The sequence below is a fragment of the Acinetobacter sp. 24-47-39 genome, from assembly GCF_056783825.1.
In genome coordinates, this window is sequence record NZ_JBWYIP010000001.1 from 351,940 (window position 1) to 378,061 (window position 26,122).

At 38.4% G+C, this 26,122-nt stretch carries 18 protein-coding genes; 9 read left to right on the forward strand and 9 right to left on the reverse strand.

What is annotated here, in order from left to right; genetic code table 11:
* The first annotated feature begins 13 nt into the window (after positions 1–13).
* Both AC1M9C_RS01705 and AC1M9C_RS01710 read left to right on the forward strand, forming a co-directional pair.
* Positions 14–616, forward strand: coding sequence for a 2-hydroxychromene-2-carboxylate isomerase (locus tag AC1M9C_RS01705; RefSeq protein WP_481953097.1), 603 nt, complete (start codon positions 14–16; stop codon positions 614–616).
* Between the two features lie 101 nt (positions 617–717).
* Positions 718–1,770, forward strand: a complete 1,053-nt coding sequence (locus tag AC1M9C_RS01710; protein WP_481953098.1) for an NAD(P)-dependent alcohol dehydrogenase — start codon at positions 718–720, stop codon at positions 1,768–1,770.
* Between the two features lie 59 nt (positions 1,771–1,829).
* On the opposite strand, the gene exaC is transcribed toward AC1M9C_RS01710, so the two are convergent.
* Positions 1,830–3,341 carry an acetaldehyde dehydrogenase ExaC gene (exaC, locus tag AC1M9C_RS01715; protein WP_035263774.1) on the reverse strand — a complete coding sequence of 504 codons (1,512 nt, stop codon included), beginning with the start codon at positions 3,339–3,341 and terminating at the stop codon, positions 1,830–1,832.
* Positions 3,342–3,545: 204 nt separating this feature from the next.
* On the opposite strand from exaC, the gene AC1M9C_RS01720 reads away from it, so the two are divergent.
* Complete coding sequence (locus AC1M9C_RS01720; RefSeq protein WP_481587118.1) at positions 3,546–4,721, forward strand: sigma-54-dependent transcriptional regulator family protein; 1,176 nt, start codon at positions 3,546–3,548, stop codon at positions 4,719–4,721.
* 205 nt (positions 4,722–4,926) lie between these two features.
* On the opposite strand, the gene mdh is transcribed toward AC1M9C_RS01720, so the two are convergent.
* From mdh to AC1M9C_RS01735, 3 genes are all read right to left on the reverse strand, one after another.
* Positions 4,927–6,099, reverse strand: a complete 1,173-nt coding sequence (gene mdh / locus AC1M9C_RS01725) for an iron-dependent methanol dehydrogenase (protein ID WP_481587119.1) — start codon at positions 6,097–6,099, stop codon at positions 4,927–4,929.
* 306 nt (positions 6,100–6,405) lie between these two features.
* Positions 6,406–7,371, reverse strand: a complete 966-nt coding sequence (locus AC1M9C_RS01730; RefSeq protein WP_481587120.1) for an alpha/beta hydrolase — start codon at positions 7,369–7,371, stop codon at positions 6,406–6,408.
* Positions 7,372–7,422: 51 nt separating this feature from the next.
* Positions 7,423–8,253, reverse strand: coding sequence for an SDR family oxidoreductase (locus AC1M9C_RS01735; RefSeq protein WP_481587121.1), 831 nt, complete (start codon positions 8,251–8,253; stop codon positions 7,423–7,425).
* Between the two features lie 229 nt (positions 8,254–8,482).
* On the opposite strand from AC1M9C_RS01735, the gene AC1M9C_RS01740 reads away from it, so the two are divergent.
* From AC1M9C_RS01740 to AC1M9C_RS01750, 3 genes are all read left to right on the forward strand, one after another.
* Positions 8,483–10,507 carry a hypothetical protein gene (locus tag AC1M9C_RS01740; RefSeq protein ID WP_481953099.1) on the forward strand — a complete coding sequence of 675 codons (2,025 nt, stop codon included), beginning with the start codon at positions 8,483–8,485 and terminating at the stop codon, positions 10,505–10,507.
* 113 nt (positions 10,508–10,620) lie between these two features.
* Positions 10,621–12,336, forward strand: coding sequence for an AAA family ATPase (locus AC1M9C_RS01745; protein ID WP_481953100.1), 1,716 nt, complete (start codon positions 10,621–10,623; stop codon positions 12,334–12,336).
* Between the two features lie 52 nt (positions 12,337–12,388).
* Positions 12,389–12,757 carry a 5-carboxymethyl-2-hydroxymuconate Delta-isomerase gene (locus AC1M9C_RS01750; RefSeq protein ID WP_180027772.1) on the forward strand — a complete coding sequence of 123 codons (369 nt, stop codon included), beginning with the start codon at positions 12,389–12,391 and terminating at the stop codon, positions 12,755–12,757.
* Between the two features lie 34 nt (positions 12,758–12,791).
* Here the strand turns inward: AC1M9C_RS01750 and thiM are convergent, their stop codons facing one another.
* From thiM to AC1M9C_RS01765, 3 genes are all read right to left on the reverse strand, one after another.
* Positions 12,792–13,664 carry a hydroxyethylthiazole kinase gene (thiM, locus tag AC1M9C_RS01755; RefSeq protein WP_481588221.1) on the reverse strand — a complete coding sequence of 291 codons (873 nt, stop codon included), beginning with the start codon at positions 13,662–13,664 and terminating at the stop codon, positions 12,792–12,794.
* Between the two features lie 9 nt (positions 13,665–13,673).
* Entirely contained in the window at positions 13,674–14,834 is a 1,161-nt protein-coding gene (locus tag AC1M9C_RS01760) for a hypothetical protein (RefSeq protein ID WP_481607435.1), read from the reverse strand.
* A 199-nt stretch (positions 14,835–15,033) separates the two neighbouring features.
* A complete protein-coding gene (locus AC1M9C_RS01765; RefSeq protein WP_481953101.1) occupies positions 15,034–15,297 on the reverse strand; it encodes a hypothetical protein in 264 nt (87 codons plus the stop codon).
* A 304-nt stretch (positions 15,298–15,601) separates the two neighbouring features.
* On the opposite strand from AC1M9C_RS01765, the gene pepN reads away from it, so the two are divergent.
* On the forward strand, positions 15,602–18,211 hold the full coding sequence (pepN, locus tag AC1M9C_RS01770; protein WP_481953102.1) for an aminopeptidase N: 2,610 nt from the start codon (positions 15,602–15,604) through the stop codon (positions 18,209–18,211).
* A gap of 52 nt (positions 18,212–18,263) precedes the next feature.
* Here the strand turns inward: pepN and putA are convergent, their stop codons facing one another.
* On the reverse strand, positions 18,264–22,013 hold the full coding sequence (gene putA / locus AC1M9C_RS01775) for a trifunctional transcriptional regulator/proline dehydrogenase/L-glutamate gamma-semialdehyde dehydrogenase (RefSeq protein ID WP_481953103.1): 3,750 nt from the start codon (positions 22,011–22,013) through the stop codon (positions 18,264–18,266).
* A gap of 125 nt (positions 22,014–22,138) precedes the next feature.
* On the opposite strand from putA, the gene AC1M9C_RS01780 reads away from it, so the two are divergent.
* A complete protein-coding gene (locus AC1M9C_RS01780; RefSeq protein ID WP_035263751.1) occupies positions 22,139–22,630 on the forward strand; it encodes an Lrp/AsnC ligand binding domain-containing protein in 492 nt (163 codons plus the stop codon).
* A gap of 45 nt (positions 22,631–22,675) precedes the next feature.
* On the opposite strand, the gene putP is transcribed toward AC1M9C_RS01780, so the two are convergent.
* Entirely contained in the window at positions 22,676–24,190 is a 1,515-nt protein-coding gene (putP, locus tag AC1M9C_RS01785; RefSeq protein ID WP_481953104.1) for a sodium/proline symporter PutP, read from the reverse strand.
* A gap of 370 nt (positions 24,191–24,560) precedes the next feature.
* On the opposite strand from putP, the gene AC1M9C_RS01790 reads away from it, so the two are divergent.
* Positions 24,561–26,018, forward strand: a complete 1,458-nt coding sequence (locus AC1M9C_RS01790) for an aspartate ammonia-lyase (protein WP_481953105.1) — start codon at positions 24,561–24,563, stop codon at positions 26,016–26,018.
* The last annotated feature ends 104 nt before the right edge of the window (positions 26,019–26,122 follow it).

The following is a 26,122-nucleotide window of genomic DNA, read 5'->3' on the forward strand; positions in this document are numbered from 1 at the left end:
ATAAGGATAAGACATGACTACACAACAACAAAAAGTTGAATTTTATTTCGATCTTGGCAGTCCATTTAGTTATTTGGCTTTTTATAAGCTACAAGAAATCACCAAAAAATATAATGCATTGATTGATTACACACCAATTTTATTGGGTGGAATTTTTAAATCGACTGGTAACAAGAGTCCAATTGAGGTGCCTGTTAAAGGGATCTATTCAATGCAAGACTTAAATCGATGGTCAGATTATTATCAGATTCCGATGCAGATGAATCCATATTTTCCAATGAATACATTGACTTTAATGCGTATATTAACGGGAGTCAAAATCTCTCATGATGAATATTTTGAAGTGATTTTGACCAAGCTTTTCGATGCGATGTTTAGAAAGCCCTTGAATTTAGCCGATCCAGAAGTTCTGATAAATTTATTTCAAGGTGATGCAATCGACGGTCAGCAACTTTTGGATTTAAGCCAATATCCGGTGGTAAAACAAAAATTGATTGATGAAACAAACCATGCCGTACAACGAGGGGTATTCGGAGCACCTACATTTTTTGTACGGGAAAATATGTACTGGGGGCAAGATCGCTTGCATTTCGTAGAGCGCGAATTACAAAAATAAGTGAAAAAGAAATTAGATTGAGACTCAGCTAAATTTATTAAAAATATTGATGTGATATAACGAATAAGAGAGTACGAAATTAATAGCTTGAGGAAGTCACGATGACCCATAATGTTTTAGCTTACGCAGCGCTTGATTCTAAAAGTCCATTGGTTCCATATACGTTTCAGCAACGTCAAGCTCGCCCCGATGATGTCATTATTGATATTGAATACTGCGGTGTATGTCATTCTGACTTACATCAAGCGCGTAATGATTGGGGTTTTAGTCGTTACCCAATTGTACCGGGTCATGAAGTAATTGGTCGTGTAAAAAGCATCGGAACATCTGTAACGAAGTTTAAGGTCGGAGATCTGGTCGGAATCGGGTGTATGGTAGATTCATGTCGTACTTGTTCAGCTTGTCACCAAGGTTTGGAGCAATATTGTGAAGCTGGCAATACACAAACGTATGGTAGTTTAGATCGTCATGATCAAACACCTACTTATGGTGGCTACGCACAAACGATCATTGCGAGCCAAGATTTTGTATTGAAAGTACCTGAAAATTTAGATACTCAATCCATTGCACCCATCTTATGTGCAGGGATCACGACATGGTCGCCGTTAAAACATTGGAATGTCGGTAAAGGCTCTAAAGTGGCTGTTGTTGGACTCGGTGGTTTAGGTCATATGGCGATTAAACTTGCTCATGCGCTTGATGCAGAAGTGACTTTATTTACACGATCAGCAAATAAAGAACAGGATGCACGTGATTTAGGTGCAGATCATGTCGTGTTATCAACAGATCCAACACAAATGAAATCAATGAAAAATCAGTTTGATTTAATTATTGATACTGTGCCTTATGATCATGATCTAAAGCCTTATATTCCGACACTTGCATTGGGTGGGACACTGGTATTGGTAGGCTATCTCGGTGAATTTAGCAGTAATTCAGTGCCCATGATTATGGGAAGAAAATCAATCGCTGGATCGGTGATTGGTGGGATTCAAGAAACTCAAGAACTACTTGATTTTTGTGGTCAGCACAATATCGTGTCGGATGTAGAAGTCATTGATATGCAAAATATTAATGAGGCATTTGAGCGAATGCTTCAAAGTGATGTGAAATATCGTTTTGTGATTGATATGAAAAGTCTACAAGCCAGCTAATCCATTAAGCTCCTGTAGCAGAAAAGAAGCGGCAATCAGCCGCTTCTTTAGCTTTTGTTTTAGAAGAAACCCATTGGTTTAGTTGAGTAACTCACCAATAAATTTTTAGTTTGTTGGTAATGATCCAGCATCATTTTATGATTTTCACGACCAATCCCTGATTTTTTATAACCACCAAAAGCAGCATGAGCAGGGTAGATATGGTAGCAATTTGTCCAGACTCGACCTGATTGAATTGCACGTCCTGCACGATATGAAGTATGCGCTGATCGTGACCAAACACCAGCACCTAATCCATAAATGGTGTCATTGGCAATGTTGATAGCATCGTCGAAATCTTTAAATGTTGTCACAGCCAAAACTGGTCCAAAAATTTCTTCTTGGAATGTTTTCATGCTGTTATTGCCTTTGAAAATCGTCGGCTCAATATAAAAACCTTGTCCAATTTCTTCACGTGCTTGACCACCTGTAAGAATTTGAGCACCTTCTTCACGACCTGTCGCAATACAACCTAAAATTTTATCTTGTTGCTCTTGCGAGGCTTGAGCACCAATCATGGTTTCTGTATCAAGTGGATGTCCCGTTTTAATTCGCTTCACGCGCTCTACAGCCATCTCTAAGAATTTATCAGCAATACTTTCCTGGACTAAAGCGCGTGATGGACAAGTACAAATTTCTCCCTGATTCAGGGCAAACATGGCAAAACCTTCAAGCGCTTTATCTAGATATTCATCATCCTTATCCATGATGTCTTCGAAGAAAATATTTGGAGATTTGCCACCCAGTTCTAATGTCACTGGAATAATATTTTCGGTGGCATATTGCATAATTAATTGACCAACCGCAGTTGAGCCAGTAAATGCAATTTTTGAAATACGTGGATTTGTGGCAAGAGGGCGTCCTACTTCAACACCATAACCATTGACGATATTCAGCACACCTGGTGGTAAAATATCTTGTATCAGTTCAACTAAAACTAGAATACTGACAGGAGTTTGCTCAGCTGGTTTTAAGACAATACAGTTCCCCGCTGCTAATGCAGGCGCAAGTTTCCACGCCGCCATTAAAATCGGAAAGTTCCATGGAATAATCTGTCCAACGACACCCAACGGCTCATGAAAATGGTAAGCGATAGTATCTTCATCGATTTCTGAAATACCACCTTCTTGTGCGCGGATACAGCCAGCAAAATAGCGGAAATGGTCAATACACAGTGGAATATCTGCAGCTAAGGTTTCACGGATAGGTTTACCATTGTCCCATGTTTCTGCCACAGCAAGTAATTCTAGATTCTCTTCTAAGCGATCTGCTATTTTTAATAAAATGTTAGAGCGAGTTGTTGCAGACGTTTTGTTCCATTCAGTTTTAGCGGCATGAGCTGCGTCCAAAGCGAGTTCAATATCCTCGACTGAAGAACGGGGAACTCGAGTAAAGACTTTCCCATCTACGGGAGAAAGATTATCAAAATACTCACCTTTTACTGGAGGAACCCATTTCCCACCAATGAAATTTTCGTATTGTGCTTTAAATTGAACTTTAGAATCTGGTTGATTGGGATCAGCGTAGCGCATAGTGTCCATCCTTTGGTTGTGCTGTAAAGTTATGGAAAATATCTTCGTCTTTGGTATTAGATATCTTCTATTATTGATGAGTTAACATAACCACAATAAGGTTGGAAAAAGGTTGGAATGATGAAGGTTTACAACTGATCAACAAATACTATAACTATAATAAGTACAACATATGCATATTGGGAAATGTTGAGATAATAAGGAATGAACTCAATGCAGACTCTTATCAAGCAAAGACAACAAATAGAAACACTTAGAGAGAAAATCAGTCTTTCAACTGTACAGGCGAAACAACTTGGTCAGCATATTTTAAAGTCTTGGCAAAGATCGAAGTTGGCAGAAATTCCGAAAGAGCGAATGGTAGCGCCGTTGATCACAACGAGTACTGTTGAAAGTAACAGCCTAAATCAAGCATTGAAAATATGTGAACAAGAGTTAAAACATGTTGCACAACAATCATCTATGGTACTTGCGGTAGGTGATATCAACAGTACCATTATTTGGACGGAAGCAAGTCAACAAATGCGTAAGGCTGCAGAACGCGTTCACTTTATTGAAGGCGGTCAATGGCGGGAGGAAGTGGTTGGAACCAATGCTTTAGCATTAACCTTGAAAACTGAAAAATCAAGTTGTGTTTTTTCAAATGAACACTATATGGAGTCTATTCATGATTGGGTGTGCTATGCAGCACCAATTGTTGATCCATTTTCGAAGCAACTCATTGGTGTATTAGATTTATCAACGACATGGGATCATCACAATAGTTTTGGACTACTCGCAGCAGAACGTTGTGCATCTTTAATACAATCAGCATTACTGAATTATCAACGCCAACATTTATTTATTCGTACCTTTGGAATTCCTCAAGTCATATTTAACGGACGTACCTTGGTGGTTACCCCTAGACAGATTGAAATTTTGACAATATTGGCATTATGTCCTCAAGGGCTTAGCTTAGATTCGCTTCATCAAGCTTTGTATGGGGAACGCAAGGTAAGCATGGGAACTTTAAAAGCTGAAATGTCGCAGCTTCGAGATTTATTGGGTGGAATGTTAGGCTCAAGACCCTATAAATTACTGGCGCATATTGAGGCTGATTTCCTCCAAATCGAAAATGCTTTAGACGTTGGATTTATTGATAAAGCTTTACAGCAGGTCAATGGTGTAATGCTCTCCAAAACTGAAAGCCCATTCTTATGTTCTTGGCGAAATTGTCTAGATTCGCGTCTAAGCGAAGCAATTTTTAACTATTCTGATGTTGAAGTGCTTTTAAAATACATTGCACGAAATCCTGATGCAGTTGATGCAATGGAGCGTTTAATGGAGTTATCACCGCAAGATCATTCAACGCAACAACTTTTACAGCACTATCATAATTGAGCCGAATTAAAGTAAAACACAACGACCTAAAGCATATTCTTCGTATTGTTAACGTATTTTATTCTCATTTTTTTATACCTACAAAATTTTAAAGCCGCTGTTCCTGATGTAATGTACTACCGAATTCGATTGTGAACCAAAGAATAAAAAAAAAGAGAATCTGAAGTGTATCCAGATTCTCTTTTAGATCTAGCAACTCAAAAATTTACATTGCAGCTTTAAAAATGTTGATGACTTGTTGGAGATCTGCTTTACGTGGGTTAGTGAGCATGCAGGCATCTTTTTGTGCATTTTGAGCCATCACTTCTAAATCTTCCTCTTTAACCGAAAGCTCTTTTAATCCTGTTGGAATGCCAATGGATTGAGAGAGGATTTTGATCGCATCAATTGCTGCATATGCAGCTTCATTAATGGTTAATCCTTCAATATTTACACCCATTAATTCAGCTATTTTGGCATAACGATCAGGGCAGGCAATTAAGTTGAACTCACAGACATGAGGGAGCAAAATCGCGTTACATACACCATGCGGAAGATTATAAAAACCGCCTAATTGGTGAGCCATGGCATGTACATAACCTAAAGAGGCGTTATTAAATGCCATGCCTGCCAAATACTGTGCATAACTCATTGCATCACGTGCTTCAATATTCTCACCATTAGCAACCGCTGGACTCAGCCATTGACTGATCATGCTGATGGCTTTTTCAGCACAGGCATCCGTAATTGGATTTGCTGCTGTTGAAACATAGGCTTCGACGGCATGAGTAAGCGCATCCATACCTGTTGCAGCTGTCAACGCTGCAGGTTTTGCGATCATCAGTTTAGGATCATCTATGGCAATGAGTGGAGTGCAACGCCAATCGACGATTGCCATTTTTACATGGGTTTCTGTATTTGTAATAATACAGAAACGCGTCATTTCCGAAGCAGTTCCTGCAGTTGTGTTGATTGCAATAAGAGGTGTCATCGGAACGGTGCTTTTATCGATTCCTTCATAATCTCGAATGTGCCCACCACCTGCAGTCACTAAACCAATACCTTTAGCACAATCGTGTGAAGAGCCGCCACCTAAAGAAATAATAAAATCACAAGCATTATTATTGTAGGCTTTCACACCATCGTGAACATTAATATCAGTCGGATTAGGCTCAGCACCTGCAAATATGTAGCTCTCCACTTGCGCTTCTTTTAAATAGCCAGCGATGATATCTGCGACACCAAATTTGTATAAACCTGCATCAGTCACAATCAGTGCTTTTTTAGCGCCCAAATTTTGAGCTTTGCTTCCAACTTCTTTAGCACTACCTGGTCCGAAGAGTGAAACACAAGGGATATAAAACCCGTTTGTTTGGTCTGCAATATTTTTAAAAGCCATGGTGAGATTCCTTTTACCATTTATTGTTGTGTTCGGCGATATTTACCGTGTTTGCAGTATTGGACACGCTTGAGAAGATGTGTACCTACCAAATACCAACCCAATTTCTCCATGGCTCAAAACAAAAAACAGAAAGCAAGAAATAATATTTCAAATGGGTGAAAAGGAGATTGGTCGCAAAGGTCTGTGAAGAGATGGGAAGGTTGAAGAATAGAAATATTGTATGACCAAGAGAAAGTCAATTCAGCTTGATCAATACACATTAACAATCAAGACCAATAAAATGAGGTCTTAGATGAACAGAATTTAGAGATTTTTTGAAGCAAGCCAAGCAAAGAGTTGGTCATATACTTGCTGACGAACCAGTTTTTTTGAAAGAACCAAATCATGCAGACCATCTTTAATTGTCATTACAGTGACATCACCTTGTAATGCTTTTGCATATTTTTCGATAGTTTTTACATCTAAAATCACATCAGAAGTCTGAGCATCAATGTTGTATTTCTTGGGATTGGTCGTGCGACTTGAGTGCATAACAAGAAGCGGAACTGAAATTTTAGGACCAGATTGGATTTTCTGTTGTGCTTTCACAACAGCACCGATAAAACTCAAATACACTTTGGTGTAGGTTTTAGGTTTAAGCTTGAGATCAAAACTCCATTCGCCATTTAAATTTTCGTGCAAACTCTTCACGTAAAACTTATTTAATTCACTTGGTAATTGCATCAACGGAAATTGCTGAGCTAATTTTGCAATCATTGGAAGCGCATATTTCTTTTTTAATACATTCATATTGAAATCATAAAATGGGCTGTTGGCCCAGATTGCTTTAATCAATGGATGATCAGGGTGTCGAATTGAAAAATAAGTGGCAGTTAAACCACCTGTAGAATGACCGCATAATAATACCGATTCATTACCCTCACTTTGAATTGTATTCAATGCGGCATGAATATCTTCATCATATTCGGTTAGGTCTTTCACAAAATAAGGTTTTTGATGCGGAAGTAGTGATCTACCGTATTTTCTAAGGTCAATGGCGTAAAACTGAAAACCTTGGGCATTAAATTTTTTCGCCATTTCTTGTTGAAAGAAATAATCAATAAAGCCATGGATATACAGCACAGCTTTAGTTGATGGAATATCTGATGGACGACGTACTAATGTTGCAATAACCTCACCATCATAATCAGGCGAAAATTTGAAAATATGTTGCTCAAATTTTTCACCTAAAATGTCGGGTTGGTAGTGTAGCGTGGTCTCAGCACTCATTTTTTCGATCATCTATTGATTCATTCCCTGATTCAAAACTGTTTAGGTTGATTATAAATATTCTTTTAAAAGTTGTTCTGTCTCGTCAAACAATCGCTGAGCTAAACTACGATTTTTCGCATGTGCAGATTGAAAAGCTGGTGTTTGCAAACTTTTGTATTGACCTGTTTTCTTAGACCATTCAGGTGATAACGCAATTTGATGAATAAGATTTGCTGGTTTGTTGGGTGAGATTAAGAACAATTTTAAAGCGCGATATTGATAGTTAGGAAGCTCGCGATAAATTTCGGAATCCACACCACCTGGATGAATTGCATTACTGGTGATAGATGTGCCTCTGAGCTTTTCAGCTAAGGCATGACTAAATAGTAAATTTGCTAATTTACTATTTCCATAGCTGAGTACACCGTTATACTTTTTAACAGAATGAAATTTAAATTGATGTGTGTCAATTTTACCCAGAACATGCATCATGGATGCAAGATGAATGATACGGCCTGAAGGCGCGTTTTGAAGTAAAGGTAACAATTGTATTGTCCACACAAAATGCCCTAGATAATTGACACCTATTTGTTTTTCAAAACCATTAGCCGTTTCTTCTAATTTAGGCGTCATCAGACCTGCATTGTTGACCAAAATATCAATCTGTGAATATTTTTCTTTTAAAGTTTGTGCTGCAGATTTGACTTGATTTAAATCATTTAAATCTAATTCTACAATATCAATTTGACCATGACCTTTGGTGCTGATTTCTGCTTTAGCTTTCTGAGCTTTATCCAAATTACGACAAGCAAGCACGACGTGATGACCATCTTCAACAAATTTTTTTGCTGTCGCTAATCCAATTCCTGTATTTGCACCTGTAATCACCACTGTTTTCATTATTGTCTCTAAAGTTCTTAGTATGAGATTGTTTTAATACAGTCAGAGCAGTGAGTCAAACCTACTTTAAAGAAATTTTCATATAATTGCTGCATGATACGAACTGCTAATGTGACTCATACAAAAGTTACAGAATCTGAATAGCACAACTCATTTTAAGATAGAATAATGTGGTTATATCGTTGTTATTTTTAAAAATCTTCCAGTCTTTCATATTTAGGCAAACTGTATGCTGGCGTGTCCTCCGCAAAATCCAAAGCAACGTCATCAATATACTGCACAGGCATTAATTGATCATTGCGATACACTCAAAGCTGTATTTCAGGATCAGTGGTTATATCTATGGACGATTACGCCTGAAAATTTATTCGTAATTGATCAGGAAAATAATAGCTTAATAATCGCAGATGGATTGCTCACAGTTGAGTGTATCGATGATTATAAAATTCAATTTTATACATCCCACTCAAATGTCGAGATTCAAAAAATTGCGGATTTTATGTTCAATGATTTTAGTTTTATCTTTAATCATAAGGCCTCACATCATTCTTTATATTTAAAAACGAAAGTGCAGTTATTTCGTCAAATGCTGGTTGAAGAAGTCTTTAAATGGGTCGATGGAGAAAATCGTGTTGAACAGTGCCTCTATAATTTGACCGATCAACAAGCGATGCAGTTAGATCGAATCATGATGCAAAGTGAGTATTATGATGAACCTCATTTGCTGAATTTCAGTCGATTTGGTGCTGAAATACCTCTGGAAGTTGAACTAAATTTTAAACATCTGTGTTTGGTCAATTCAGTCATGGGAGATAATTTTCTTGCAGTGCAAAAATTGATTCCAGTATACGATCGGTTAAGCACTTCAGCAGAATTAATGTTGCCAAAACGGTTATATCGTATGGCACAAATTTCTTTCGAAGAACAATTTAGCTTATCTCAATTGGTAGACTTAGAGCCTGATTTCAATTTACTCAAACAGCATAACGAGCAAACACCGCATTTATTAGGTTTTACACGTTGGATCAAACGAGGGTATTGGCAGTATCAAGATATTTTCAATAAACAAAATTTTTTAAATAAAGATGTGCAGTATTGGGTAGAAGATATAGCGCAACAGTCGCCACTGTTTATACACAAAAGAGCAGTGAATTGGTTATTTAAACAAGATTATCTTGTCATCGACTGGGTAAGTGAAAATTTAAAAGATCCCAATATTCGATTGGCCGTCACCGCTTTAAGTTTTGTGGATTGCTGTAAAGTACATCCGCATGTCATACAACTCTCGATTCAATATTTTGAACAGGTTATCGGTCGTTTATTTATTTCTGAGTGTTTACGTATTTCACAGCAACAATCATGGTTTGAACTATCTGCTGAGCATGAGCCGCTAAATGTTCAATATTCTAAAAAATCACAACCTCTCACGGCTTCTATTTTATATCTTAATGAATGGTTGGACTTGTTATGGTCATTGGATCAGCAAGGATTGAGTTCAGTGAAATATGTCTTTAAACGTATTTCTCAAGTGATGCAGTCTTATATGTTGTTTTTAAATGACTTAGTTAAAGATCTACCTGATGAAATCATCAAATTTATTGAGCCCTCAACACAACATCAAACGCATTTTCATTTCTTGATGCAGCAGTATCATATCAATCTAGATGAGTTTAGGCAGCGCTTTAAACATCCAAACTCTCAATATAACCGAAGCAATAGTATTTTTGACTCTTATGTCGCAGATTATCTCATTGATTTTTTCCAACAAGATAGAACTATTTCGAAAAATATGACATGGCCCGCATGGTATCAGCAAGCAATACGTTGGCATCAGCATTTACATTATGTGGATACATTGACGACTTTGAAATTGAGACATGCTGAAAGTCATTGGAAACGAGTATCACCTCAAGCAGTCATGTATACAGAGAATTGGAAATTTGTGGAGTTGAATGAATTAGAGCAAATTATTCAAGAGTCTGTAAATTATAAACATTGTTTGGCTTTATCTTATACCCAAAGAATTATTGATGGTGAATATGTGGCGTTCCATATGTCAAATTTACATGATCCCTCACAGCATTTGACACTCGGGTGTTTTTTTAAATTCGATCAGTTGCATTTTGACCAACTGCGTTTGCCCAATAACGAAGTTGCTGATCTTAAGGTTGTGAGGGAAGCCAAAGCGTTTGTACATCAAGTCAATGAAATGTTGATTTGGAATTTTGGAGATCCTGAACAAATCAACAGCTGATGCGCCTTAAATTGACGTATTCAAGCGTTAACATGATCACAAGGCTGATTTTTGGCTTAACTTTTTGATGAAATGTCGTTAGGCTATGAGCGTTCAAATTAGGTTAAGCACATATGAAACAAGAAACTGCACTGAAGTTAATGAAAGCAGGAGAAAATGTCTTTTTGACAGGTTCTGCGGGTGCAGGAAAAACGTATACGCTTAATCAATATATTAATTATCTTAAGGCACGAAAAGTTTCAGTCGCCATTACCGCATCTACAGGCATTGCAGCCACACACATGAATGGGATGACCATTCATACGTGGGCGGGGATCGGGATCAAAGATTTTTTATCAGATGATGATCTAAAGCGCATGAAAGAGCGTAAATATCTCAAAGAGCATTTAGAAAATGCGCAGGTATTGATCATCGATGAGATTTCGATGCTACATGCGAAGCAGCTTAATTTAGTTAATCAAGTGCTTAAGTTTTTTAAAGAGTCTGATGAAGCATTTGGTGGCATACAGGTGATTGCCGCCGGAGATTTCTTCCAGTTACCACCAGTCGGACGCAATGACGAAAAAAATCGAGATAAATTCTGTTTTATGTCCCAGGCTTGGGTAGAAGCGAAATTTCGTGTTTGTTATTTAACTGAACAACATCGACAAGATGACTCAGCCTTGAATGATATTTTGAATGCAATCCGTGCACAAAATATTCAAGCCGAGCATATTCAAGCTTTACAACAAACGCGTGAGCAAGATATTGGTGAAACATTTACACGTTTGTATACCCATAATATGGATGTTGATGCCATTAATTACCGTCATTTAAATGAGATTGATGGGGATGGTCATCAATTTTGTGCACAAATGGATGGTAATGAAAAATTAATTGAGACATTAAAATCTTCCGTTCGTGCACCAGAAGAATTGACCTTAAAGAAACATGCCAAAGTCATGTTTGTAAAAAACAATTTTGATGTGGGTTATATCAATGGCAGCCTTGGTGAAGTCATTGGCTTTGAAGAAGTAGATGATCACGGGGTATTACCTAAAGTTAAATTAACAGACGGCACTGTTTTGGTGGTCGAACCTGAAACCTGGTCTGTTGATAATGATGCAGGAAAGACAATCGCGAGTTTTTCCCAAGTTCCTTTGCGGTTAGCTTGGGCGATTACTATTCATAAGTCTCAAGGGATGACTTTATCGGCGGCGGAAATCAATTTGGCGAATACCTTTGAAAAGGGTCAGGGCTATGTCGCCTTATCTCGTTTGAAATCTATTGATGGTCTGAGGTTGCTAGGCTTCAATGAGCAAGCATTAGAATTAGACAGTTTAGCAATTAAAGCCGACCGAAGATTTCAAGAACTCTCTGATGAAGCAGAAGCGCATTTTGGTGATGCTGATTTAGAAGCGCAACATAAGGCATTTATTCGGCACTGTGGTGGCACACTCAATGAGCTTGAGATTAGTCGTAATGAGAAAAAAATTGCCAAAAATGCAGGCAAAGCCAATTATGCCACCGCGACTCTCGATGAAACTCGCGAGCTCTTCGAAAATGGTTATGAAATTCAGGATATTGCGGTTGAGCGTGGTTTAACGCCAGCAACCATTATTAACCACTTAGGCAAACTTCATCGTGAGCAGGGCTTAGATATCTCGGTTGCTCATCCTGGGGATGAAGTCGTTGAACAAGTACGTAAAATCTATAAAAAATTACTTAAAAGACAGAGTCCTGAACATTTCGGTGAAGATGGCGCAATCAAGTTGCGTCCGATCGTGGAAAATACCAATCCGCGTATAGGCTATGACCAAGTGAGATTAGCCTTATTATTCATTGAATAATGAGTTACGCGTTTGAAATTGATTTTTTAACACACAAGCAAAGGGAATTAAGATGCCACAGATGATCGTTGAGTATTCGGATAATATTCAAAATTTAGATGCGAAAGCGTTGCTTTTAGGCTTAAACCACGCTTTATTTGATACAGGTCTAGTGGGGCATCCTTCTGATATCAAATCACGTATTCGTGCTAATAGTGATTTCCTGATTGGTTTTGGCGAAGAGCCTCAAGCCTATATTCATGTTCGTTTAGGGATCATGACGGGGCGTAATGAAGAGCAAAAGAATCTTATTTCAGATCGCTTAAATGAGTATCTTCATAGCTTTAATGGTTATCATGCTCAAGGCTTAACGGTTCAATTGATCATTGAGTTGGCGGAAATGCCAAAAGAGCATTATCGTAAAGGTAGAGTTCAGAAGTAAGACAAAAAAGGCTGAAGTGATCTTCAGCCTTTTGTTATGCAGCAAAAGTCAGTATTTCGATATCTGCACTATTTTGAATTTTTTCAGCCGAATAGCTATAGAGTTCATCGATAAAAGCGACATTAAAACTTCCGACAGTTTGAGCCTGCGTATAAGCGAGCTTACCTGCGATGGCAAAGTGTACATGGGCAGCAATACAGGCAATGGTTGGGTTTGTTACGCCAGCATAAGCAGCAATTAATGCACCTAAGGCGCATCCTGTAGCGGTAACTTTTGGCTGTAAATGTGAACCTCCATTAATCTTAACCATACATCCATAAGACTTAGAAAGAATAAAATCAGATTCGCCAGAAATTGCGATACATTCAGAGTAATCTAATAAAGTTTTTGCCTGTTCTACTACGGCAGCGCTATCGAGGGTACTGTCTACACCCTTAGATTGATTTTGTTGTCCTGCTAAGCTCCCAATTTCTGAAGCATTACCTCGGATAATGGTGGGTTTAAACCGCAATAAATCATTTGTAATTTCAGTACGCCATGGCAAAACAGCACTATAGCCAACAGGATCTAATACCCAAGGTATATTTTTTTTGTGAGCAGTTTCTGTGGCAATTTTCATTGCGGCAACTTGTTCTGTATGAGGAGTCCCTAAATTGATACTTAAAGCTTGACTAATACTCACGAAACTTTCAGCTTCAAAAGGATTATCAATCATGGCAGGTGAGGCACCAGCAGCTAACAGTACATTTGCGACATAGTTGGCAGCAACCTGATTGGTCATACAATGCACTAAAGGTTGAGTGGTTTTTAACAGATGCCATGCTTCAATGACCTGTTTAAGAATCTCTTGGGTTTGAACCTCAATATCTTTTGGAGCATTTGCTATCAAGTTTTCTGGATGATTCATAGTCGTTCGCTAGCGTGTAAAATAGTGGTCTTGGTGATTACAATTACGACAAATTAAACTGACATAGTCATCAGCGTCATAATCCACAGAAAGTTCATTCGAGCCACAATTCATACAACGTTTTTGTGAGTAGAAATTTAAACGTGGCTCGATTTTACTCCACGATCGCCAAACGGGTTGAAAAAAGATTGATTCATCATAGCCTAGAAAATGAAAAAATAAGATTTCGCTCATTTTACTTAAAGGTAAGTTAGGTAGCCTTGGCAGTGTTGAGGTTTCCCATTTTTCAGCTAAAGAACGTTCACGATATTGCTGTAAGGTCTTTTTTAAAAGGTTGGTATTGATAAAATTTTCATTACGGGCTTGGAGTGCTTTCTGATGGTGCAAATACTCAAGCGCAGTTTGAACTAAATAATAGATTTGACCCACAGCAAGAGAGTCTAATAATCTAAAACAAAAGGTTTGAAAACTCTGATTTCCAGCAATTTGAACGCCCCAAGTTCGACAGTAGTATTGCGCAAATTGAATAATTTCTTGGTACAACAGAGTATAGAGTGCACTTTTGACTTCATCACTATTTTTAAATGGTACACCTTGGCTCAGATTTTCATAAAAGAGCTGACGTAACGCTTGAGTAATACTAAACAAGCTCGGCTCAGAATAGCCGTCAAGACGGACATTAATATAGTATTGACTGAGTTCACTCGAAAAGTCACGTGGGACAAGAATATTGTCTTTCAAAAGTTGTTTCATCAAATGATTTTGAAATAAATAACTTGGGGTAATGGTATGATATTTAATATTTTCCCAATCGATGAATTCTTGATGTTGGGTATGCTCATGGACTTGTTGATCTAATATTGAGAGTAAAAACAACTTGTGCATAAAGCTCAGTTGATGCAAATCGAGTTCTTGTATGTCTTTATTCTTCGATGCAATCTTACGTTGTTCTTGAATGCGAGTTTCCTGCATCATTTTCTTTCGTTTTGCTGTGCAGCGCTCACAATGGCAGTTGCGGTTTTCATCTTGAAAGACTTGATGGTGGCAATGGGAACATTGATGGAATAGGATTTCTTTATCAAATTCTTCTGCTTCAATAAAGTACATACTGGCCTGACAAAGTGGACAGAAACTACTTTCATCAGCATTTTTTTGGAGAATTTGCAACATGGCAGCACTTTAATTTCAAGATGAAAGAATTATACACACGATTGTTCAACATCGCTTGATTGAGTCAGTATTGAAAACAAATCTGACTGGTGTTGCGATCAATAAAATAAGCAGGTGAATGCCTGCTTATGTGAAATATATGAATAGATCGAACCGGAAAATCATTTCCTCAAGTGTTAGATCGACCTAGATAGAGGATTTAATAGGTTAAAGGGCAAGGGAGCTCTGAATCGGAAAAATGTTGCATTTTAGCTTGGATCAGTACCTGAGATTTCTTTTGAGATAATCTCTTGATTCCGAGTACATCATAGTTTTTCAATACAGCTGTGACTTCTGATGTTTCAATAGGCATTCCCTCACTGGTTAAAAACGCTGCAATCACGCGATGATCAATTTTAGCAGCATCCATCATCTGCATGGTTTTGATGTTTTCTACTCTGACTATGTGGTCCCTGATGAGCATGATTCACCTCATTTATGATTTATAAGTTTTTTGATGATTACCGCTCTTAAACTGAAGCAATAATTATGCTTGAAAATAAAGAAGTGAATTTTTGTTACATTTCTATCGTACTTAGACAAGATATTTGAAACGGGTAATAAAGAAGCAAACTGTTGTTACTACAAATAAATTAAATTGAAAAAAACATGAATAGACCCATATTAAATAGAGCGTCAAACACAGACAATTCGTCAATTTTGACCTATGATCAATTGACTTCACATAAAAGCATAATCGCTGTAAAGAACAGCTTATAGGACGAGTTATGAATATCGCGGCAAATCCAGTGATCGAAGCAGATCAAACGATTTTTTTGAAAGATTATCAGAAGCCAGCATTTGTCGTGGATTCGATTGATTTAAATATCCAAGTCTATGACGATCATACGATGGTGACAGGCACACTAAAAATGCAACGTCAGACTGAAGGTGATTTGGTATTGCTTGGTCGTGAGCTTGAGTTGAAGTCAATTACACTGAATGGTCAAGAGTTAGATTCTTCGCAATATCATCTAGATGATGAACAGTTAGTGATTAAAGATGCACCTGATGATGCATGCATCGTTACAGTCGTTGAAATTCATCCTGAATCAAACACACAACTTGAAGGTTTATACCAAGCAGCATCTGATCTGTTTGTAACTCAAAACGAGCCAGAAGGCTTTCGTAAAATTACGTTCTATCCAGACCGTCCAGATGTGCTGTCTGTTTTCACAACACGTGTCGAAGCGGATAAGAAATTTCCAGTCCTACTGGCGAATGGTAATTTAATTGAAGCGGGTGAAGTGGGCGAAGGACGTCATTATACCATTTGGCAAGATCCAACCAAGAAACCAGCCTATCTCTTTGCATGTGTCATTGGAGACTTAGCGGTATTAAAAGATCGTTACGTCACTTCTGAAGGTCGTGATGTAGCTCTAGAAATTTATGCTGAAGAAAAAGATATTCCTAAGTGCCATATTGCCATGGAAGCACTTAAACATTCTATGCGTTGGGATGAAGAGCACTATGGATTACCTTATGATTTAGACAATTATATGATTGTCGCGACCAGTGCATTCAATATGGGTGCAATGGAAAACAAAGGGCTTAATATTTTTAACACATCATGTGTTTTAGCTGATGAAGAATACACGACTGATGCTGCGATTATGCGTGTTCAATCTGTTATCGCTCATGAATATTTCCATAACTGGACGGGTAATCGTATTACTTGCCGAGACTGGTTCCAACTTTGTCTGAAAGAAGGTTTAACCGTTTTCCGTGATCAATCTTTTTCTGAGGATTTGCAGTCTGCTGCTGTTCAACGAATTGATGATGTGGCAGTGCTTAAAGCGCATCAATTCCCTGAGGATTCAGGCCCATTGTCTCATCCTCCACGTCCAGATCATTTCGTAGAAATTAATAACTTCTATACAGCGACTGTGTATGAAAAAGGTGCAGAAATTAACCGAATGATGGCGACTTTATTAGGTAAAGAAAAATTCCGTAAAGGAACGGATGAGTATTTCCGTCGCCATGATGGTCAAGCTGTGACTGTGGAAGATTGGGTTGCTGCATTATCAGCAGGTTCTGGTGTGGATTTATCAGGATTTTTAACTTGGTATAACCAACCGGGTACACCTAAGCTTGAAGCCAAAGGTGAGTATGATGCTGAGCAGAAAACTTATCGTTTAAACTTTAAGCAAAGTTTAAAACCACATCCAAAATATCCAAACTTAAAAGCGGTTCCAATTCCTGTCGCTTTGGCTTTGTTTGATGAACACACTGGTGAGCAACTTCAACTTGAATGCTCAGCTTTAGTTGAAGATCAAGTCAAAGATGGTGTTTACTTATTCACGACTGATGAAGCAACGATCGAGTTTAAAAACGTGGCGAAGGTGCCTGTAATTTCACTATTACGAAATTTCTCTGCACCCGTGAATTTAGAGTTTAATTATACTGATGAACAGCTTGCCTTCTTATTACAGTACGAAACCAATGGCTTTAATCAGTGGCAAGCGACGCAAACATTGCTTGAGCGCATCTTATTAAATGACCAACCTGCTGACATATATATTGAAGCGATGTTAAAAACGCTACCTAGAGTAATTCAGCAAGATCCGCTGTTAGCTTCACGTTTATTTGATGTTCCGAGTGAAGGATATTTGGGTAGCCGTATTGACTACGATTATCAACCGACAGCGATCTATGAAAAGCGTAATGCTCTATTAGATACTTTGTCTCGCCGTTTAGGTGATTTTGCTAAAGAGACTTATTTATCATTAGATCCAGCAACACAGTCAGATTTTTCCCAAGCTATGGGTACACGTGCTTTAAAGAACATCATGCTTTCTTTTATTGCACGTCAAGGAGATGAAGCTGCATTTGACTTAGCTGAGCAACAGTATCGTCAAACACGTAATATGTCTGAACGTTTAGGGGCTTTAAAAGTGTTGGTGTGGAATGATGCACCGCAAGCTGCTGAGATTTTAGAAGATTTCTATGCGCGTTTTAAAGATGAGGCTCTATCAATGGATCAGTGGTTTATGATCCAAGCAGCTCATCCGAAAGCGACAGCAGAGACGATTCAAAAACTGACATCACATGCTGATTACGATCTTAAAGTACCTAATCGAATCCGTGCTGTAACTGGTGGTTTAAATTCAAACCCTGTGAATACTTGGAGTTTTGGGGTAGATCACATTATTCAGTTGGCTCAATATTTGGACGAAAAGAATCCGATTGTAGGCTCACGTTTGTTACAACTTTTGTCACGTTGGTACACGTTAGCCCAACCTCAACAAGCCGAAGTCAAAGCGAAACTTGAAGCATTGAAACCTATCGTGAAATCTAAAAATGTATCGGAAACTTTAAATAGTATGCTTGCTGTTTAAATCACAAATAAAAAACCAGTGCAATGCACTGGTTTTTTTTGACTCAACAGAATCAAGCTTGCATGGTCATTAGACTTGCATTACCACCTGCAGCTGCGGTATTAATACTAATTGCACGCTCAATAAAGAAGCGTTCTAAAGGAATGTCATAATTACCAGGCTCTAGATGTGTAATTCCGATGATCGGACCTTGTCGCTGAGCCACTTTATCTTGCAATTTTAACAGTTGATTTTTGGTGCCATGATGTAGAATTGCATCAAAACTACCTGTCTCAATATCAGCAATAATGGCGATACGTTGAGCGACCTCTTTAGGCATAGACTGTAAGTATTTTAGAACAAACGTATTCTCGCCTAGAACGGTTGGCTGAGAGCCAATCGCTAGAATGGCATGCAGTTGATGAATCTGATCAATTTCCTGATCTGCCAAGCTTAAAACACGATGTCTCGGTAACACAACATATTGATTACTTTCACCTGTTGGTCCTTGTAATTCATAGCTATGTCCGACACAACTTGGTTGCAATGCCTTCATTTGATAATGAGGAAATGACTTATTGACCCAATCTTTATATTGATTCAATAAATTTTGATGTTCAGTCAATTCAACGCCTTTGCTCGTTGCATACGGTTGTGCAATTTTTTTATGTGTACATTCATGCATTAACCGATAAATATACATCGGTCCACCAGCTTTTGGACCTGTACCAGATAAACCTTCTCCACCGAAGGGCTGTACACCGACAACAGCACCTACAATGTTGCGGTTAATATAGAGATTTCCAACTTCTGCTTTTGAAATTACGGTTTGTATGGTTTCATCGATACGCGTGTGTAAGCCCATAGTCAAACCATAGCCTTTGGCATTGATTTGATCAATAAGTCGATCAAGTTCGCCATATTTATAAGTAATGACATGCAGTACTGGACCAAAAACTTCACGTTCAAGATCATCTAAATGTGGTAACTCAACCAAAGTCGGTTTAACAAATGTCCCTTGCTTGAGATGAGAGTCATCTTCATCCAACATGAGTTGTTGAACGGGATAGCCCAAAGATTTCATTTTATTGATATGTTGATCAATGGTTTGTTTTGCTTCTCGATCAATTACAGGTCCGATATCAGTTTTTAATAAACTTGGAATACCGACACGCAATTGCTTCATTGCACCTTTGAGCATTTTGATCACGGTATGCGCATTATCTTCTTGAACACATAAAATTCGCAGTGCTGAACAACGCTGACCTGCACTATCAAATGCTGAGCTGACAACATCTAATACCACTTGTTCAGTCAGGGCAGAAGAATCTACGATCATGGCATTTTGACCGCCAGTTTCTGCAATGAGAGGTATTGATTGACCAAATTGATTCAGTCGTTTTGCAACGGTTTTCTGCAAAATTTTCGCAACCTCAGTTGACCCTGTAAACATAATACCTTGAATACGATGATCACTACTGAGTTGTGCACCCACTGTTTCACCACGTCCTGGCAAGAGCTGTAAGACAGATTGTGGTACGCCAGATTCCCAAAGGATCTGAACTGCAATTGAGGCAATTAAAGGGGTCTGTTCCGCTGGTTTAGCGATTACAGTATTTCCAGTCACAAGTGCTGCCGAGATTTGACCTGTAAAAATTGCCAATGGGAAGTTCCAAGGACTAATACACAATACTGTACCTAAGGGTTGAATAACGGCTTTGTGATCTAGATCTTTCACTTGTGCTGCGTAGTAGCGTAAGAAATCTACTGCTTCGCGTACTTCAGCAATCGCATTGGCAAATGTTTTACCGCTTTCACGACTGAGCAGAACCATCAGCTCTTCAAGTCGAGACTCCATCACATTGGATGCTGTAATTAAATATTCTGCACGTTGATCTTTTTCCAAATTTTGCCAATCCTGCTGTGCTTCAGTCGCATTAACTAACGCCATTTCCACTTGCATGGCATGAGTTTCCGTCACATTACCGACAATATCTTGATGGTTTGCAGGATTGAGAATTGCCATTGACTCTGTATCGTGTATGGATTCATCTAATCTCAGACCCATTGGGGTGGCTTTAATTTGAACTTTAGACCATTGTTGATAAGTATGATTCAAATGTTCAAGGTCTTGGTCATTTGCAAGATCAATTCCAAGAGAGTTAGGGCGATGATCAGCATATAAATGTTTCGGATATGGAATAGCAGGGTGCTTTAATCCAACTTTGCCTTCGATTCGACTTGTGACATCAATGGTTTGATGTGGATTTTCAATCAAGTCATCAATTTTGAGTGTTTTATCAGCAATACGATTAACAAAAGACGTGTTTGCACCATTTTCAAGCAATCGTCTAACCAAATAAGCCAAAAGGGTTTCGTGATTTCCGACAGGTGCATAAATTCGGCAAGGTACGCCAAGTTTATCATCTGCTTTAGAACCGACGACTTGTTCATAAAGTGGTTCGCCCATGCCATGTAAACATTGGAATTCGTATTGTCCCTTATAATAATGTTCAGGATTTGCTAAATGATAAATAGTGGCTAAGGTTTGTGCATTATGTGTCGCGAATTGCGGATAAATAAAGTCTGGTTCGGCTAAAAGTTTGCGAGCACATGCAATATAAGATAAATCTGTATGCACTTTTCGAGTAAAGACAGGATAATCGGTCATGCCTTCAACTTGTGCTTTCTTAATTTCACTGTCCCAATAGGCGCCTTTGACTAAACGAATCATTAAACGTTTTTGACTACGCTTAGCTAAATCAATGATGTAATCGACCACGTAAAAACATCTTTTTTGATAAGCTTGAATCACAAATCCAATGCCTTTCCAGCCATTCAATTTCGGTTCGAAACATAAGCGTTCAAGAAGTTCCAATGAAATTTCCAGACGATCAGTTTCTTCAGCATCGATATTTAGACCAATATCATATTGTTTCGCTAGAACCGCTAGATTAAAGACTTTGTGATAAAGTTCATCGTGTACACGGTCAATTTGCGAGCGTTGATAACGTGAATGAAGCGCCGAAAGTTTGATTGAGATCCCAGGGCCTTCGTAAACATCTTTGTTGGATGATGCCTTACCAATCGCATGAATCGCATTTGTATAATCTTGATAATAGCGCTCCGCATCATGATCTGTAAGCGCTGCTTCACCTAACATATCATATGAGTAACGGAAGCCTTGTTCTTCTAATCGTTCGGCATTATTTAACGCCTCATCAATGGTTTCACCTGTAACAAACTGTTCACCCATCATACGCATAGCAACATCAACGGCTTTGCGAATAATGCCACGGCCACTTCGTGCCAAGATGCCTGTGAGTAGACCAGATAAACTATTTGCTTTAGGTGTTTCCATTAACTTACCGGTCAACATTAAGCCCCATGCTGCCGCGTTTACAAACATTAGGCTGCTTTGACCTAAATGATCTTTCCAATTGCCTTGGTTGATTTTGTCTTTGATTAATAAGTCACGTGTTGCTTTATCAGGGATACGTAACAGCGCTTCAGCTAAACACATGAGCGCAATACCTTCTTGTGAAGATAATGAAAATTCTTGTAATAAACCCTGTACAATGCCTGCTTTGCCTGCTGACCCTTTACGTTCACGTAATGAATGCGCTAAATTGAAGGCTAATTGATAAATTTTGTCTGAAATTTCTTGATCAATCTCGGTCTGTTCGAGAAGTGTTTCGACACATTCAGATTCATCACGGCGCCATGCACGATTTATTTCTAATTCTAGATCTGATTTATCTTTAAATTCAGTAATGTCTTGAATGTCTAATGGGCGAGAAAGGGGTGAGCTAAGTTGTTCCATGAGATATACGCCAGCGTCCTGTGACAATGAAATAGATTTATCTTTAAGGTTTATTTAATTTATAATTACAGAAAATATGGTGCATAACTCACTATAATTAGAGTTAAATTTAGAGAATAATTCGCATGCAGACTCAAATGATGACCTTGGATCGTACAGATTTAAAAATTTTAGATATCTTGCAAAAAGATGGGCGTCTATCAAATATAAAACTTGCTGAAATGGTCAATCTTTCTCCCACAGCAGCGCTTGCTCGAGTACAAAAACTAACCAAAGATGGGTATATTACAGGTTATGAAGCCAAGTTAAATCCAGATCTGCTGAATCGAAGTTTTGTGGTATTTGTCGAAATTTTATTAGATAAAACAACTCCAAATGTATTAGAAGAATTTTCTGATGCAGTCAGAAGTTACCCTGAGATTGTTGAGTGTCACATGATCAGCGGAGGTTTTGATTTTGTGGTTAAAATCCGTTGCGCCAACATGGAAGAGTTTCGCAAGATTTCTGGACAGGTTTTATGGCAACTGCCAGGCATCAAAGAAACCCGTAGCTATCCAGTGATGGAAGTTATTAAGGAATCGTCGCAAGTGCAACTTAAGCAAACATTTAAAAAGTAAATGTATAAGAAAGGGGCTATAAGCCCCTTAATTCTTTATTTCTCATTACCTTCCATTTTTGATTTCTTGCATTTCAGTTTCATATTTCTGTTGAGCTTCGTCAAAACGGTCAGTCACATCTTGCGCTGGCGGGCGGCCTAATAAACTCACCACCATAATACTTACCCAAGATAAAATAAACCCAGGAATGATTTCATAGACGCCTGTATCAGCCATTGTGTTTTTCCATACAATGACGGTAACAGCACCAACAACCATACCTGCCAATGCGCCATTGATGGTCATTCGCTTCCAGAAGAGAGAAAGGATAATCAGTGGTCCAAATGCTGCACCAAAGCCAGCCCACGCATAAGCAACTAAACCGAGTACCTTGCTGTTCGGATTCATTGCAAGGAAGATCGCCATAATCGCAACGATTAATACCATCAAACGACCTACCCAAACCAGCTCGGTTTGTGAGGCAGATTTACGAATAAATGCTTTGTATAAGTCTTCTGTAAGCGTGGTTGAGCATACCAATAGCTGGCAACTTAGGGTACTCATCACTGCAGCAAGGATCGCGGCAAGAATCACTCCTGCAACCCATGGATTAAATAAAATTTTAGTTAATTCCATAAAAACAGTTTCAGGATTTGCATTGACTGCAGCACCGAGTTGAGGAAACGTATCAAAGTAAGCGATTCCGAAATAACCGACAGCGACTGCACCACCAAGACATAGAATCATCCATGTCATTCCAATGCGACGTGCTGCTGGAATAGACTTCACGGAATCTGCTGCCATAAAGCGCACAAGAATATGTGGTTGACCAAAGTAGCCAAGTCCCCATGCCATTGAAGATAAAATTGCTACAGTGCTGAGATCTGAAAGTAAATTATTCGCTAATGGGCGTGCGGATTCCACAATGACACTAACTTGCTGAGCATTTTCACCAATGGCTAAATAGGTCATTACTGGAGCAAGTAAAAGCGCAAAGATCATCAAGCCTGCTTGAAATGTATCTGTCCAACTGATGGCTAAAAAACCACCAATGCAGACATAACTAATCGTTGCTACTGCTCCAATCCACAGGGCTGTGTTGTAATCCCAACTAAATAGGCTTTCAAATAAACGTGCACCTGCGACCATGCCGGAGGCACAATAAATTGCAAAGAAAATCAAAATTACAAAAGCTGAGATGATTCGAAGTACTTTTTTCCGATCACCAAAGCGGCTGGTGAAATAGTCGGGGAGAGTCAATGCGTTATGTTGAATTTCGGTATGAACACGTAGACGACCCGCGACCAAAAGCCAGTTCAACCAAGCACCGATAATTAAACCAATGGCAATCCAAGCTTCGGATAAACCTGAGAGATAAATTGCACCAGGTAGACCCATGAGTAACCAGCCACTCATATCTGATGCACCTGCGGATAATGCAGTGACGACACTGCCTAAACTCCGACCACCTAAAATATAATCATCAAAATTATTCGTGGCTTTGTAGGCATAAAGCCCAATGCCAAGCATCGCCACAATATAAAAAATAAATGTGATTAGCGTAGGATTTAATTGGCTCATTGCTATGCCATCCTTTGTCTGTCCTAAATGACCATCTTTCCGAGATGAATTTTTAATCGAATTATTCGAGGAGCTGATTCAAGCACGTTTTGAAAATTACGCTCTGTTACATTTGAGTGAGATTTATAGTCGTTTAGTGAAACTGAATGTAATTTTGGTTACAAAGACTATTTTTTTCAAAAAATAATTACTTTGAGGTTTAATACAATTCTATAAATGATTGTCTTTAACATAAAGTTACATTAGTCACCTAAACAGCGAAGTTGTAATTTTTTATTGCATAAAGAAGTATTAAATCAATAGTGAAAATAAGCATGAAGCCTATCATCGATATTGCACGATAATGGTGCATTATTGTTGAGTAATAAAAGTGTCTACGGTTCAATTTGATAAAACAAGAATAGAGCAGGATCTGCTCGGTGAAAAAGCGGTTCCTTCCGATCGTTACTATGGGATTCATACCCTGCGTGCGATGGAGAATTTTCAGATTTCGCATCAACAAATAGGTGAAAACATACATTTTATTCGTGCATTGGCACAGGTAAAAAAAGCATCAGCACAGACAAATTTAAAATTTTCCAAATTGAGTCAAGATGTCAGCCAAGCGATTCAATGGGCTTGTGATCAACTGATTGAGCAGCCTGAAAGTTGGAAATCATCATTTCCAATTGATATTTATCAGGGTGGGGCTGGAACTTCTATTAATATGAATAGTAATGAAGTGGTGGCTAACCTTGCACTCGAGCGTCTCGGCTTGCCTAAAGGTCAATATGATGTAATTCATCCAAACGACCATGTGAATAAATCGCAATCGACCAATGATGTTTATCCAACTGCATTGAGACTAGCAACATATTACAGTTTAGAAGATTTATTGTCTCAAGTTCGCTCATTAATCGCTGCTATTGAGATCAAAGCATCTGAATTTCAACACGTAATTAAAATGGGGCGAACTCAACTCCAAGATGCTGTACCCATGACACTCGGACAAGAGTTTCGTGCATTTGCGACGCTATTAAAAGAAGATTATCGCCTCATCCAAAAGATGCGTCATTTACTGCTAGAAATAAATTTGGGTGCGACTGCGATTGGAACGGGTGTGAACACACCTCATGGATATGCACTAGAAGTGGTTCAAACGCTTTCTCAAATTACTGGATTGAAATTACAAGGTGCTGAAGACTATGTTGAAGCCACCAGTGATTGTGGCGTATTTATTATTCTATCAAGTACTTTAAAGCGTTTAGCCATCAAGCTCTCAAAAATTTGTAATGACCTGCGCTTATTAAGTTCAGGGCCTCGTACGGGATTAGCTGAAATTAGATTACCTGAATTACAAGCCGGCTCATCCATTATGCCTGCGAAAATCAATCCAGTTATTCCTGAAGTAGTGAACCAAATTGCTTTTAAAGTCATTGGTAATGATTTGACAGTGACCATGGCAGCTGAAGCGGGGCAATTACAATTAAATGTCATGGAACCTGTAATTGCACTGACCATGAATGAATCAACCAATTTATTAATTCAAGCAATGCAAACACTAGAAAACAAATGTATCCAAGGTATTACTGCAAATGAACAGACTTGTTACGATGCAGTGATGCGAAGTGTTGGCATTGTCACATTATTAGATCCGATTCTAGGTCATGCCAAATGTGATGAAATTGGGAAGGTTTGTCTTGCAGAAAATAAAACCATTCAGCAAGTTGTCATTGAGCAGAATCTTTTAACGCAAGAGCAGTTAAATCAAATTTTCTCTTTTGAAAATTTAGTGTCTGAGATCGCTGGTCATGTAGTCGATGATATGAACATGGACAAAGTAAGCTAATAGAGTAGATAGAATCTGAAAATCAATTGAATATGAATTGATGGCATATTTCATTCAATGAGGTATGCCATTTTCATTGAAACTTTTAAGTATAATTTCTTAAT

What these genes read in the sequence shown, in the direction of transcription:
- AC1M9C_RS01750 (WP_180027772.1), top strand. Translation starts at nt 12,389, where the DNA reads ATGCCACAGATGATCGTTGAGTATTCGGATAATATTCAAAATTTAGAT.
- AC1M9C_RS01735 (WP_481587121.1), bottom strand. Translation starts at nt 8,253, where the DNA reads ATGAAAACAGTGGTGATTACAGGTGCAAATACAGGAATTGGATTAGCG.
- AC1M9C_RS01740 (WP_481953099.1), top strand. Translation starts at nt 8,483, where the DNA reads ATGCTGGCGTGTCCTCCGCAAAATCCAAAGCAACGTCATCAATATACT.
- AC1M9C_RS01760 (WP_481607435.1), bottom strand. Translation starts at nt 14,834, where the DNA reads ATGTTGCAAATTCTCCAAAAAAATGCTGATGAAAGTAGTTTCTGTCCA.
- AC1M9C_RS01720 (WP_481587118.1), top strand. Translation starts at nt 3,546, where the DNA reads ATGAACTCAATGCAGACTCTTATCAAGCAAAGACAACAAATAGAAACA.
- thiM (WP_481588221.1), bottom strand. Translation starts at nt 13,664, where the DNA reads ATGAATCATCCAGAAAACTTGATAGCAAATGCTCCAAAAGATATTGAG.
- AC1M9C_RS01745 (WP_481953100.1), top strand. Translation starts at nt 10,621, where the DNA reads ATGAAACAAGAAACTGCACTGAAGTTAATGAAAGCAGGAGAAAATGTC.
- AC1M9C_RS01705 (WP_481953097.1), top strand. Translation starts at nt 14, where the DNA reads ATGACTACACAACAACAAAAAGTTGAATTTTATTTCGATCTTGGCAGT.
- mdh (WP_481587119.1), bottom strand. Translation starts at nt 6,099, where the DNA reads ATGGCTTTTAAAAATATTGCAGACCAAACAAACGGGTTTTATATCCCT.
- AC1M9C_RS01765 (WP_481953101.1), bottom strand. Translation starts at nt 15,297, where the DNA reads ATGCTCATCAGGGACCACATAGTCAGAGTAGAAAACATCAAAACCATG.
- pepN (WP_481953102.1), top strand. Translation starts at nt 15,602, where the DNA reads ATGAATATCGCGGCAAATCCAGTGATCGAAGCAGATCAAACGATTTTT.
- putP (WP_481953104.1), bottom strand. Translation starts at nt 24,190, where the DNA reads ATGAGCCAATTAAATCCTACGCTAATCACATTTATTTTTTATATTGTG.
- AC1M9C_RS01730 (WP_481587120.1), bottom strand. Translation starts at nt 7,371, where the DNA reads ATGAGTGCTGAGACCACGCTACACTACCAACCCGACATTTTAGGTGAA.
- putA (WP_481953103.1), bottom strand. Translation starts at nt 22,013, where the DNA reads ATGGAACAACTTAGCTCACCCCTTTCTCGCCCATTAGACATTCAAGAC.
- AC1M9C_RS01710 (WP_481953098.1), top strand. Translation starts at nt 718, where the DNA reads ATGACCCATAATGTTTTAGCTTACGCAGCGCTTGATTCTAAAAGTCCA.
- exaC (WP_035263774.1), bottom strand. Translation starts at nt 3,341, where the DNA reads ATGCGCTACGCTGATCCCAATCAACCAGATTCTAAAGTTCAATTTAAA.
- AC1M9C_RS01780 (WP_035263751.1), top strand. Translation starts at nt 22,139, where the DNA reads ATGCAGACTCAAATGATGACCTTGGATCGTACAGATTTAAAAATTTTA.